This window comes from Ignavibacteria bacterium (genome assembly GCA_016873845.1).
Lineage (GTDB): Bacteria > Bacteroidota > Ignavibacteria > Ch128b > Ch128b > JAHJVF01.
The window spans coordinates 1-12242 of record VGVX01000038.1 but is presented as its reverse complement, the minus strand read 5'-3'; the positions used below and the strand labels follow the sequence as shown (position 1 = coordinate 12242).

Annotated in this window: 10 protein-coding genes; 7 read left to right on the top strand and 3 right to left on the bottom strand. The window is 35.5% G+C overall.

Features of this window, described 5'->3' with window-relative positions:
- Window positions 1–6: 6 nt before the first annotated feature.
- The gene (gene nadA / locus FJ213_08285) at window positions 7–942 is read right to left on the bottom strand and encodes a quinolinate synthase NadA (protein ID MBM4176156.1); all 936 of its coding nucleotides are present in this window, start codon (window positions 940–942) and stop codon (window positions 7–9) included.
- A 618-nt stretch (window positions 943–1560) separates the two neighbouring features.
- Here nadA and FJ213_08280 point away from each other — a divergent pair.
- Complete coding sequence (locus tag FJ213_08280; GenBank protein ID MBM4176155.1) at window positions 1561–3102, top strand: T9SS type A sorting domain-containing protein; 1542 nt, start codon at window positions 1561–1563, stop codon at window positions 3100–3102.
- 79 nt (window positions 3103–3181) lie between these two features.
- Here the strand turns inward: FJ213_08280 and FJ213_08275 are convergent, their stop codons facing one another.
- The gene (locus tag FJ213_08275; protein ID MBM4176154.1) at window positions 3182–3949 is read right to left on the bottom strand and encodes a hypothetical protein; all 768 of its coding nucleotides are present in this window, start codon (window positions 3947–3949) and stop codon (window positions 3182–3184) included.
- Between the two features lie 123 nt (window positions 3950–4072).
- On the opposite strand from FJ213_08275, the gene FJ213_08270 reads away from it, so the two are divergent.
- From FJ213_08270 to FJ213_08260, 3 genes are read left to right on the top strand one after another with little or no spacing between them, the layout of a single operon-like run.
- Window positions 4073–4903, top strand: a complete 831-nt coding sequence (locus FJ213_08270) for an MgtC/SapB family protein (protein ID MBM4176153.1) — start codon at window positions 4073–4075, stop codon at window positions 4901–4903.
- A 3-nt stretch (window positions 4904–4906) separates the two neighbouring features.
- Window positions 4907–5896 (top strand): hypothetical protein, encoded by a 990-nt coding sequence (locus FJ213_08265; GenBank protein MBM4176152.1) that lies wholly within the window; start codon window positions 4907–4909, stop codon window positions 5894–5896.
- Between the two features lies 1 nt (window position 5897).
- Complete coding sequence (locus FJ213_08260; protein ID MBM4176151.1) at window positions 5898–6416, top strand: lamin tail domain-containing protein; 519 nt, start codon at window positions 5898–5900, stop codon at window positions 6414–6416.
- 87 nt (window positions 6417–6503) lie between these two features.
- Here FJ213_08260 and FJ213_08255 read toward each other — a convergent pair whose 3' ends face one another.
- Window positions 6504–7946, bottom strand: a complete 1443-nt coding sequence (locus FJ213_08255; protein MBM4176150.1) for a tetratricopeptide repeat protein — start codon at window positions 7944–7946, stop codon at window positions 6504–6506.
- Window positions 7947–8729: 783 nt separating this feature from the next.
- Here FJ213_08255 and lptD point away from each other — a divergent pair.
- From lptD to FJ213_08240, 3 genes are read left to right on the top strand one after another with little or no spacing between them, the layout of a single operon-like run.
- The gene (gene lptD, locus FJ213_08250; GenBank protein ID MBM4176149.1) at window positions 8730–10016 is read left to right on the top strand and encodes an LPS assembly protein LptD; all 1287 of its coding nucleotides are present in this window, start codon (window positions 8730–8732) and stop codon (window positions 10014–10016) included.
- Between the two features lies 1 nt (window position 10017).
- Entirely contained in the window at window positions 10018–11052 is a 1035-nt protein-coding gene (locus FJ213_08245) for a cytochrome C (protein ID MBM4176148.1), read from the top strand.
- A gap of 6 nt (window positions 11053–11058) precedes the next feature.
- Window positions 11059–11958 (top strand): hypothetical protein, encoded by a 900-nt coding sequence (locus tag FJ213_08240; protein ID MBM4176147.1) that lies wholly within the window; start codon window positions 11059–11061, stop codon window positions 11956–11958.
- Window positions 11959–12242: the final 284 nt, after the last annotated feature.

Below are 12242 nucleotides of genomic sequence, written 5' to 3'. Positions count from 1 at the left end.
TATTAACTAGCTCAACTCGAGCATCCGCTTAATTGGGATGAGTGCTTTCTCAATCAAATCTTTATTTAATACAATTTCGGGTTTTTTATTTCTCATGCACAAGTAGAGTTTTTCCATTGTATTTTTCTTCATGTGGGGACATTCATTGCACGCACAATTCGAATCAGGCGGGGCGGGAATAAATATTTTTTCGGGACAAGCTTTCTTCATTTGGTGAATAATTCCAATTTCAGTTGCTACGATGAACTCAATTGCAGAATTTTCTTTAACAAAATTTAGAAGTTTACTCGTCGAGCCAATAAAATCTGCTTGTTCTAAAACGATCTCTTCGCATTCGGGATGAGCAATTAACAATGCCTTTGGATTTTGAAATTTTAATTGCTGGATTTTCTTGTCTGCAAATTGTTCGTGAACAATACATGTACCTTGCCAGAGAATCATTTTTCTTCCAGTTTTTTTCTGAAGATATTTGCCCAGATTCCGGTCTGGTGAAAAAAGAATCTTCTTTTCTTTTGAAATCGAATTAATAATTTTTTCAGCATTCGAAGAAGTGCAGATAATATCACTTAGAGCTTTAACCGATGCTGAGCAGTTGATGTAAGTAACCGCAACCAGTTCGGGATTTTCGTCCCTAAATTTTTTGAAAAGCGGCGCAGGGCAGCTATCCGATAGAGAGCATCCTGCTGTTTCATCCGGAATGATCACAAGTCTATCCGGATTCAAGATTTTAGCCGTTTCGGCCATGAAGTGCACACCTGCAAACACTATCACATCGGCATTGGTTGAGGCAGCCTGCTTTGCGAGTTCGAGGCTGTCTCCCACGAAATCAGCAATGTCCTGTATTTCAGATTCTTGATAATAATGAGCGAGAATTACTGCATTAAGTTTCTCTTTGAGCTGTAAAATCTGTTTTTCGTAATCGATTAGTGATTCTAGATACATTCTTTTTATTTCGGTTTTTATCTAACTTAAAATAAAGTAACTAAAATTCCACACAAAAAAGTATGCAAACTTTAAGGGCGTTCTTAGGAAAGATTTATTTGACTTGATTGGAAGTAAAATTTGTTTGAGGAACTCTGGTTATTTTTTTTCATGTTTTTATCGTTTTTGAGAATTTCCAAGTGATGATTTGCAAAAATGAAATATTATCATAGTCAACTATCTAATTTTTTATGCAAAATTGAGGATTTTGGTTTGGTACAAATATTGAGTTCTTTGTGCAGACGACTAAATTTGTGCACTACATGTTGATAAAATGAGTAGTAAAATGATTTGTCGTCTAGTGTTACTACCCTTATTTTGTGTTACCCTTATTACCCTCCACTAAAACGTAACTCTAAGCTGCCGAGGTTAGCCCTCCACCTCGGCAGCCCCTCTTTTGCCAAGTAGAGTCAGGATTGAGAATTTCTTCTATTCCTTTTCTCAGTATTGAATTTATTTCTTGCTTTTTGTTAAAAAAATGCACAAATAATGGAAAAAATCATGGTATATTAATTGTTACTAAGTAAGAACTAAATGCTTATGTCATAAAAATTAATCAATAAAAAAGGAGGAGGTAGAATGCGAAATTCTACATTGATCTTAACTTTTGCAGCTTGTGTAATGATTTTTGCACAGCCTGCATCCGCTCAGCTTTGGTCCGATTATGCAGGAAAAGCTTCCTGTGTTGGGTGTCATACTTCAATTAAACCAATCGATTTTACAGAATTTGAAAAATCCGGCCATCCATGGAAAATTCAAAAAATTGATCGTTCGAAAGTAGTTGGTGGAGTTTATAAACCATTTCCAGCAGGTACAAATGAAGAAGGTGTTCCTTTGGCACCGGAAGTAACTGCTTTAGGTTTCAGCTATACAGCGGCAGATACTAACATTGGATTTATGATTGGTGGATATGGTTGGAAAGCCCGCTGGATGAGCAAAGATGGTTACATCTACGAAGGAACAAAAGGACAGTATAATATAGGTACACACCATCCAACTTTAAAAGGACACAGCTCTTATAACGCATCGAACGTCGGCAATGCTGTATTTGCACTTCGTACACCAACAGGTGCATTATACAATTGTGGTGCCTGCCATACAACAGGATGGAAACCATACAATGCATCAACTCAGCCAACGAGATTCGAAGGTCGTCCTGGTTTTGATGGTAACTTTTTTGAGTATGGAGTGCAATGCGAAGGCTGCCACGGTCCCTCAAAGGCACATACTACAAATCCAACAATTAAACCAACAATCGATGGTTTTGAGGGATGTAAATCATGTCATGCTCGCGGTCAAGGTACAAGAATTCCAGTTAAATCCGACAAACAATTTCTTGATCATAGAGAACAATACGATCAAATGTTATTCACAAAACATCGTCGCAACGCCAACATGAAATGTACAACTTGTCATAATCCTCATAAGAGTACAATTTATGATCGCGGTGGATTGAAAACTGCTGGTAAAACATGTCAACCTTGTCATGCAGGCAAAGCAATCAATATCGTTGTTAATGGAACTCCAATTTCTCACGGTGATTGTATCCAATGCCACATGGCTTTTATTGGCAACACTGCAGTTAAACAAAATAACAACCGCGGCGATCAAGCATCTCACATGTGGAAAATTAAAACTTCAGCAGTTAATAAATTCCAAGGTATGTGGACTGCGGATTCTCTTAATGTCGCAATCCCAGCAGATTCAATCGTTGGAATTACACTTGATTTCGCTTGTTTAGGTTGCCACACAACTCGTGATCTTACTTGGGCGTCAGGTCATGCAACAAATATTCACGGAAAAACAATTGTAGTGAGTGTTGGCAGCGAAGAAAAAGTACCAAGTGCTTACTTCATCAGTCAAAATTATCCGAATCCATTTAACCCAACAACATCTATTCGATTTGGTGTACCAGAAAGTGATCAAGTCAGAATCAGTGTATATAACTCAATTGGAGAACTTGTTTCAACAATTGCAGATGGATTCTACAATGCTGGTTACTATACGGCAAATTGGGATAGTAAAGACTTGAGTGGAAATTCAGTTACATCAGGTGTTTATATTTATCGTTTAGAAACTTCAAAGTATGTCGATACTAAGAAGATGGTTTTGATGAGATAATGTAATTTTCATCTTCGCAAGAAAAGTCCGCTATGGCGGACTTTTCTTTTTTAAAACAGAATCAAATTTTCTTGTGAAGTCAATCAGTAATAATTTGTGTGATCAAATCTTTTTCGATTATTTCAAATAATTCTCCTCTGATAGTTTTACTGGAGTGGTTAATTTTTTGCATTAACGTTTTATCCGAAATTATTTTGCTATTATCTCCCAGCACATAAAATGGCTTGTTAAAGTCTCTGCATTCTTCTGCAAGATGTCTGCTGCCAATTTTATTCACTACGAATCCGGATTCAGATATCATATCACATCCTATAATTGCAGCATCGATTTGCTGAACAGTTTCTTTTAATTGGGAATCTTCTCTAAGCTTTGCATCAATCTCAATGCTTTTTAGTTTTGAATAAAATGTTTTTCCTTCTCCGCATGGCTGCGATTCAAGAATGAATATGGCAAACTTTTGATTGTTATTTTGCGCAAACTGAAAATATTTGAAGAGTGTATGACTATTTGAAATTGATATTATTCGATTATGATTTTGCAAAATGAATTGTGCATTCTGATAGATACGTTTGAACTTTGCTTTCAAGTCAGAATTGAATTTCTTTGCAAATCGGACTATCTCATCAATTGAATTACTTGCCAATAAACTATATAATTCCAAAAGATAAGTTTGAATGCCAGCAAACAGAGGAAATTGTGTATCAATTTCTTTGATTGCGGATTTTAGTTCACTCAATTTATAGTTGTGCGTGATAATGAAGGAATTAATTTTTTCCAGGATTTCCGCACTGCCGGATTCCGTATCATTGAGAATCGATTTTAGTTCATTGAGTGCTGTTTGTTCCATCTGAGACCAAGTAAATTTTGTTTGAAAATAAAATAAATGAATTGTTTATATTCATTCAGAAAAATTCTAACTTTCGCAAAGAACTGATTCAATTATCTAAAATAAATTAATCTTATAAAAAATATGAATAAAAAATCAGTTATAAAAAGTATCGTAATTCTATCATTATTGGCGGTTGCTTTAGTTCCTCAAATTTCATTCGCCCAAACAGATTTTTGGGATATTCTTAAAAAAGAATCAATCCTTCCAGAGATCGCTGGTTCTACAAGTGTTTGGCAGACGATAATTTCTTTCTTCCTCGCGGGACTGCTTGGTGCATTAGTTTCCTACAGAAGAAATATTGACACTTATGGGTTTGCGGTTATGGAGGCGCATGTTATTCTAAGTTTTGCTGCCGCTTTAATGATGATGATAATCGGAACTGAAATTGCCCGTGCATTTGGATTGATGGGTGCTGCAACTATTGTACGATATAGATATAGTCTCAACAATCCGCGTGAAGCAAGTTCATTAGTTATTGCACTCGGATTGGGAATGGCATGCGGTGTCGGGCTGTATTTATTAGCAATCATCGGAGCTTTGTTTGCACGAATAGCATTTAATCTTTTTGATTTTCTTCCCGATTTCGTAATAAATATATTTTTTAATGTACGCCAGATTTTCATTCTTAAACTTGCTATTCCTTCTTTAGCTTCATTTGTTACAATTGAAGAAATTGATGAAGTTTTATCCAATCAAAAATTCAAGTTTAGGTTACTTTCTTCCAAAGAAAAAAAATCAGCTCCCGAGCAAACTACGTTGACTTATGAAATAATTTTGGAAAAGATTGAGGAAAAGGACACAATTACGGAACTATTGAAAGACAAGAAAATTGACATTATTGATATGATGTGGATAAAACAAAAAGCGGATAAAGTGAATGAAAATTTCTCCTCAAGAGGATTTGGATCTTAAACCATGAAATCAATGAAAAATATTTTTGTTGTAGTTTTTATACTCATAGTAACTGAAAGTGCATATACACAATCAAGCCAGCAGCCGACTGATGATAAGAAGAAGTATCCGGATATAGAAATCGGCGGCACAATTCAACCGATATGGATGTATGATTTTAAAGCCGGAGCGTTCCCTAATAATGAATTTTTTCTAAAAAGAGCACGCGCAGGACTAGAAGTTAAAATCACCAAAAATCTTGATGCCGAAATTGAGGTTGATCTTACGGATGCCGAACTCATTAAAGATGCAAAATTCGATTATGAAGTCAACCAATTCGTTAAGCTAAGTGCAGGCAAAAGAAAAATCCCATTCAGTCGTGAACGATTAACTTCTGTTAAAAAGCTAATATTTGTGGATATATCAAAAATTGTCAAAGAGATCGAAGATATTGGATATGCAGGGAGAGACATTGGTGCAAATATCGATTGGTTGTTCTATACCTCAAAAACATTTGAGGTTGAGCTTATGGCTGGAGTTTACAACGGGACTGCCGGAAATTTGCAGGGTGATTTGAACAACTCGAAAAATTACGCACAGCGGTTGGAATTTAATTACCAAAAAGATTTTTCAATTGGTGTTAATTCTTCACAGCGGCTCGATTCGATTACAGCGAAGTATTTTGTCGCAAATGGAGTTGACTTTTTCGTCAGACCTTTCAAAAAACTTTATCTCGATGGAGAGGCACTAATTGGCAAACGCCAAAGCGGTAAGCTTACTGGCGGTGCGTATGCAACTGTAGAATATGAGATCGGTGACTTCTTGATTGGACTACGATTCGAAAAGTATTTCAAGGATGTTAAATCAAATGTGGACAGTCGAGATATAATTACCTCAAAGTTTGAATGGAGTCCGAATAAGCACATGCGCTGCCAAATCAATTACGTTAATTCTAAAGAGTTTGGTTCGCCAGCAGTCAGTGAGCTTTTATTATCAACACAAATCAGTTTTTAAAATGAAAAAAATATTTGTTTTAATATTTGCGATTTGCTCAATCTATTCGAGCTGTGATAAACCGATCGGTCCGCCAATAGATAATACACCTGGTAAACCGAAGGTATTCATAAATGAATTCATGGCAGTGAATACGAAAACTATTAAGGATGAAGCAAATCAATACGACGATTGGATCGAACTTTATAATGCCGCAGATACAGTTGTAAATTTATCGGGGTATTATCTCTCAGATAAACTCTCCATAACCAATAAGTGGAAGTTTCCTTCAGTAAATATTTTACCGAAAGGATTCCTATTGATCTGGTGCGATGACGATACTTTGCAGGGTGCTTTACATGCGAATTTTAAGATCACTTCAATTGGGGAGCCGCTTGCACTCTTTACACCTGATCGAAAATTACTTGATTCTCTAAGTTTCGGAGTTCAATTTGCCGATACTTCTTTCGGAAGATTTCCGGATGGAACAAATAACTGGAAATACATGCCGACACCAACTCCTGGTTCAAGTAACAAGTAACTGAGTAATAGATCTGCTCGAGTGACGAAGCTCTTTAGACGGGAATCTCACCTAGTTTGAGAAATTCGGGAAGCGACAACTAAAAATTTATTTCAGCTTACTTATAATAGATTTATACAATTTAGAACTGACTATTTCCGGGAATTCAGATTCAAACAGCTTTTGTTTGTTTGGATCTAAAATGAAACTCATCTTTAATGATTCAAAAGCTTCATAAGTCCGGCTTAGGACAAAAAATATTTTAGCTCGTTCAAAATATGGGTCTGCCCATTGAGGTTCGAGCATGATGCATTGATCGAAGAATTTTAACGAAGCGCCGAGGTCGCCTATTTCGTAGTAAGCCAAAGCAAGATCAAAATGTACATCAGTATTTTCAGGATCCTTATCGAGAACTTTTTTGTAGCTTTCTATTGATTCTTGTAATTGTCCGAGCGAATATTCCAAATCACCTTTTGCGTACCAGGCTTCAATATTTTCCGAAGTCACTTCAATTGCTTTATTAAAATCCTTGAAAGCTAAATGATATTTTCCTAAGGAGTCGTAACAAAATCCTCGTGAAAGATACGATTCGTAATGCTCTGCATTTATCTCAATTGCTTTGTCAAATGATTTAATTGCTCTTAAAAATTCTTCCTGTTCTTCATAACAGCAGCCGAGGTTGTACCAAGCTGTGAAATCGTCAGGTTCCAATTGAATTGTGGTCTTATAAGCTTCTATTGCATTTTCAAGTTTTCCGAGATAGGAATAAGCATTCCCCTTGTTGAAATACGCAGAAGCGAAATTATCATTGATAGCAATTGCAAAATCGTAGCATTCAATCGCTTTCTGCCATTGATTGTAGCGTGAATAGGTTATTCCAAGATTATACCATGCATGGTGATTGTAAGGATCAATATCGAGAAGTTTTTTATATGTGTTTATTGCTTCATTAAATCTTTCAAGTGAATCAAAGCAGAAAGCCAGTTCGTATAACGCTTCAATATTTTCAGGATCGTGTTGAAGATTATCGTTTAGAAACTGAATCGCTCTTTCGAAGTTTCCTGATTTTTGGTACGACAGCGCTAAATTTAGTATTACTTCGTCATTGCCAGGTGCAAGCGTTAGTGCGTGCTGAAAAGCTTCAGCGGCTTCACTGTAGTTATTAAGATTCTCATAAGCGATGCCAAGATTATTCAGAGTCTCATAGTCAAGCGGATTGAGCGAATAAGCTTTTCTGTAAGATTCAACGGCTTCTTCATACTGCTCTAAGTTATTTAAGAGAATTCCTCTTTTTTGCCAGCCATCAGAATTGTACGGAGCTTGAGCTACTAAAATATTGGATAGTTTTATTCCGATTTCATTTTCTTCAAGGTCGATTGCGATTTGTATGTTCTCTTCAAGTGTATCGATATCACTGACGAAAGCATTCGCCTCAAGAGATTCTAAATATTCCTTTAAGGAAAGAACTACTTGCTCAATTTCGTAATCTTTTTTTCCTTCGCCGCGGGTTTCGTCCTGCTCCGACCAAAAATCGTCGGGAAAATTTGTCATATTTTTTTCTGAAAATAATTTTGGACTAAGCTAACCAATCGGAAAGATAAATTCAAATATTGATTTGATGACAAAATTAAATTGCTTATTACTTTATCTTGCAAAAAAAATATTTTGACTTCTAACTTTAAGAAGAGTTAAATCAATCCACGGACTAGCTTCAACAGGAAACAATGAAGCATCACTCTCATCATTATTAATCTTACTTGAAACGGAACGAATAAAAATAGTTCTACGATAGAACAAATCATCGGAAATATAAAAACAAAAAAAGATGTGAATTCACTTTCTGAGTTCTTCGAAATTAATGATTGTTTTTAAAATCCTTGAGAATCAAATTATTTCTTCATTAACAATTGTGTCACTTTATTAAGTTTGCAAAAAAAACCGAATAATTTTTCACTTTTGAGAAGGGCTAATTTTCAAAATAAATTCAGTGGCTATTAAAAAGAATGATAAAGAAGCAAAAAAATTTTGAAATCCGATTATTTCCTCCTAAAAAAAACTCAATAAACTTAGAAAATCTGCACTTCGAAATTTTCATTGTCCAATAAATAATGTATTCGACGCAATTATTTTTTTGAGTTAATAATTTAATTCGGTTACATATTTTCAATTCTGATAATTAGCAACTTTCAATAGTAGCAATAGTTAGATTTTTTTACGAATTTTGCGATGTAGAGTAATCCGATTTTGGAATGAAAATTGTGTTTAGCTTATTCTAAAATCATGGAAGCGCTACAAGTAATAATCAATAATATTATTAACTAATTCGCAGAGAGTATGAAAATAAAATTAATCTTCGCGTTACTTTCTCTGGTGTTTTTAACATCTTCCTTTGCTCAGACTTTTAATGGAAGAATTTCATCATCGGTTTATGGATTTGAACGTGCCGAGGCACAAGGCGTAGAGAACCAGTATCTCCGTTCATTTCAAATGGTAAACTTGAATCTAAATCAAAACAATGTTTCACTCAGAACTGCCTTCAATTTTGAAAAAGATTTGTTGAAAAAGTTCGACTACGATCCCAGAGTCAGAGTTTATAATCTCTATTTTGAAGCCAGAAATCTTTTTGATTTTGCCACACTGAAGATAGGTCGTCAACCACTTTTTCATTCTGTAGCGAGTGGGATTTTTGATGGTGCTGCACTTGAGTTAAAATATGAAAACTTCAAATTATCGACCTACTACGGTGGAAATGTTCCCGCATATCAAAAACTAAAAATGACCGACAAGTTTAGTGAAGATTATTTATTCGGTTTGAAATTTGCCACAAGTGCAATAGAAAATCTTCATTTTGCTCTTGGGTATATCAACAAGAATTTTAAGCAGGAAGAGTATTCTGCAGTTAGGTTAGATGATCTATTCAATGCCGATACACTTCTAATAAAAAGAGGTGCAAGCCAATTCAAACTTCTGTCAGCAGAACTTGGATATGAGTTCACCGATAACCTTTCAGTTGACACCCGCTTGGATTACGATTTAAATTATAAAAAGCCCACAAAGATTGAAGCAACTGCTTCATTCAATCCAATGAAAAATATGGGATTGAATTTGTATTACAACATGCGAGAGCCGCTAATCCGTTATAATTCATACTTCACAATATTTGAAGCTGCAGTTGAAAATTCTCAGGAGGTTGAAGCAGGAGTTGATTACCGATTTAATTCATTCTTGACTGCAATTGGAAAATTCGGTTATGTAACTTATAAAGACGAAAACTCAACTCGAATTACTGCAGGCTTAATAATTCCCTTCGGAACAATTACTTACCGAAAAAGTCTCGGCTATGCTGGTGAGATTGATAATGTTTCTCTTTATTCGGCTTATCCATTGTTTTGTGGATTAGTTACACCAAGTCTTGGATTATCGTACAGCGGTTATAAGCTCTCTGCAAGTGATGAGAAAAATAATGTTCTTTCTCTACTTGCTGGATTTAACTACCGCCCTTGGAGAATACTTTCGTTTGATCTTCAAGGACAATACATGAATAACAAAATTTACAAAAACGATTATCGACTCTTCTTCAAAATTAATTATTGGTTTAACACAAATTTGGGGTTGATGTAATATGAAGATGAAACATTTTTATTCGATACTAACCATTGGAATTATTGGATTTCTTTTCTTCACTGCATTTACAACTGTCCCGTTTGATAAAAAATACAATAAAGAAATAATTAAGTTTTCGCATCAATTTCACAGTGAATTAACCGACTGCGAATCGTGCCATTCCGGGGCAGCAAAAGCAGAAAATTTAAAATCGCCTCTTCTTCCGACTAAAGATGACTGCGCAACTTGTCACGATGTTCAAGATACTGATGCATGCTCAAAATGTCATTATGAGGACGTGAACGAACCTCTTGTTCAGAAAAAGTCACAAATAATATTCAATCATGCTTTTCATAAGGAGCAAGAATTACAATGCACTTCGTGTCATTTAGGATTGGACAAAGTTGATTACAGTTTTGAATCACCTAATTCCAAACCAACAATGAAGTCCTGCTATAATTGTCATAACGAGAAAAAGGTAGCAACCAACAGTTGTGAAGCCTGTCATGTGTCGACTGCAAATCTACTTCCGAATGACCACAAAAAATCAAACTTTACCACATTGCATAAATTTGCCGCTTCAAAAACAAATGCTGATTGTATGATGTGTCACGACAATAATTCATGTTCAACGTGTCATGTCGGAACGACAATGCTGACTGAGAAAAATACAGCAAGCGATTTTTATCAACCGAATGTTCCATCCAATTTTATTGATGGAGCAAAACAACAGCAAGTCACTCGCGTTCACGATTTAAATTATAGATTTACTCATGGAATTGATCTGAAAGGAAAAACAAAAGAGTGTCAAAGCTGCCATCAAGTTGAAGAGTTTTGTGTAAGCTGTCACGGACTTACTGGTGGTGATATTTCATTGGGAGGTGCAATGCCATCTTCTCATCTCAAACCAGGATTTGTAACTTTTGGTAAAGGTTCAGGCGGTGGAGAGCATGCAAAGCTTGGAAGAAGAGATATTGAAAGATGTATTTCTTGTCATGACGTACAGGGTCAAGACCCTACATGTATAACCTGTCACAATGAAAAAATCAAATAAGTGAATATGACAATGAAAAAAAATATTTTTCTTTTAGTTTCAATCGGAATTTTAATTATTTCGTTTTTTGGATGCAGTGAACTGCAGACAAGTATTACTCCTCCATCGAGTGTTGCAATTCATAAAACAGGCATTTTAAACCCAGCTTCTGATAATTTTCACGGCAAACTTGTAAAAAACTTTGCATGGGATTTAAAACAATGCCAATCATGCCATGCTGTTAATTACACTGGCGGAACGACCGGAAAAACATGCTTGAGCTCTGGCTGCCATGCAAATCCAAAAGGACCGGAAGAATGCAATACGTGTCATGGAGATTTTTCAAATAAAGATAGAATTTCACCGCCGAGAGATCTAAGCGGAGGTATTGTGGATACCTTGAGAGGCGTGGGCGCACATTCAAAACACCTGAGGAATAACGTGCTGGGGAATACAGTTGAGTGTGCGGAGTGTCATAAAATTCCTGTTAATTATTTTGATACAGGACATGTGGATTCCGATCTCCCGGCGGAAATTATTTTTGGAAAACTTGCTTCATTTACAACTGCAAGCGATAAAAAGCCAGGCTATTCATCATCGACTATATCGTGTTCGAATGTTTACTGTCACGGCAATTTTACTTTTTATAAAGATTCAACGACCTCTGCAAGACGCTACGCTTATACATCTGATAAAATGGTCGGTGCAAATCGTACAGTGAAATGGAATAAAGTCGATGGAAGTGAAATAGCATGCGGAACTTGTCATGGAAAAGCATCTAATCCAAACGATCCTTCGCCTGAAGGACATCTTCCATCAAGTTTAACCGCATGCGTTTATTGTCATGCTGGTGTTGTAGATAACACCGGAAAGATCATTGATAAGACAAAGCATATCAATGGTAAAATAAATGCTTTAGGAGATTAAACTCCAAGTATTTTAAATTTTGTTTTGTGTTGTTGATTAAACTTAATCAATAATTTATTTATTGAATTAAGTTGAGTTGTTATAGAGAACTTGTTCTGAATTAATTCATTTCTCAGAACAAGTTTTTTACACGTGTTGTTGATTTGTTGAGTTGGTTTATCTTACCAAATATCACCCCTTATATTTCGGAGCTTACATGAAAAAACGAACTAATATTTTCTTGGTAGCAAGCATATTTTTATCCATACTAATAATTGGATGCGATCAAATACCTAAAACTCCCC

What these genes read in the sequence shown, in the direction of transcription:
- FJ213_08265 (MBM4176152.1), top strand. Translation starts at nt 4,907, where the DNA reads ATGAAATCAATGAAAAATATTTTTGTTGTAGTTTTTATACTCATAGTA.
- FJ213_08245 (MBM4176148.1), top strand. Translation starts at nt 10,018, where the DNA reads ATGAAGATGAAACATTTTTATTCGATACTAACCATTGGAATTATTGGA.
- FJ213_08275 (MBM4176154.1), bottom strand. Translation starts at nt 3,949, where the DNA reads ATGGAACAAACAGCACTCAATGAACTAAAATCGATTCTCAATGATACG.
- FJ213_08260 (MBM4176151.1), top strand. Translation starts at nt 5,898, where the DNA reads ATGAAAAAAATATTTGTTTTAATATTTGCGATTTGCTCAATCTATTCG.
- FJ213_08240 (MBM4176147.1), top strand. Translation starts at nt 11,059, where the DNA reads ATGACAATGAAAAAAAATATTTTTCTTTTAGTTTCAATCGGAATTTTA.
- FJ213_08255 (MBM4176150.1), bottom strand. Translation starts at nt 7,946, where the DNA reads ATGACAAATTTTCCCGACGATTTTTGGTCGGAGCAGGACGAAACCCGC.
- nadA (MBM4176156.1), bottom strand. Translation starts at nt 942, where the DNA reads ATGTATCTAGAATCACTAATCGATTACGAAAAACAGATTTTACAGCTC.
- FJ213_08270 (MBM4176153.1), top strand. Translation starts at nt 4,073, where the DNA reads ATGAATAAAAAATCAGTTATAAAAAGTATCGTAATTCTATCATTATTG.
- FJ213_08280 (MBM4176155.1), top strand. Translation starts at nt 1,561, where the DNA reads ATGCGAAATTCTACATTGATCTTAACTTTTGCAGCTTGTGTAATGATT.
- lptD (MBM4176149.1), top strand. Translation starts at nt 8,730, where the DNA reads ATGAAAATAAAATTAATCTTCGCGTTACTTTCTCTGGTGTTTTTAACA.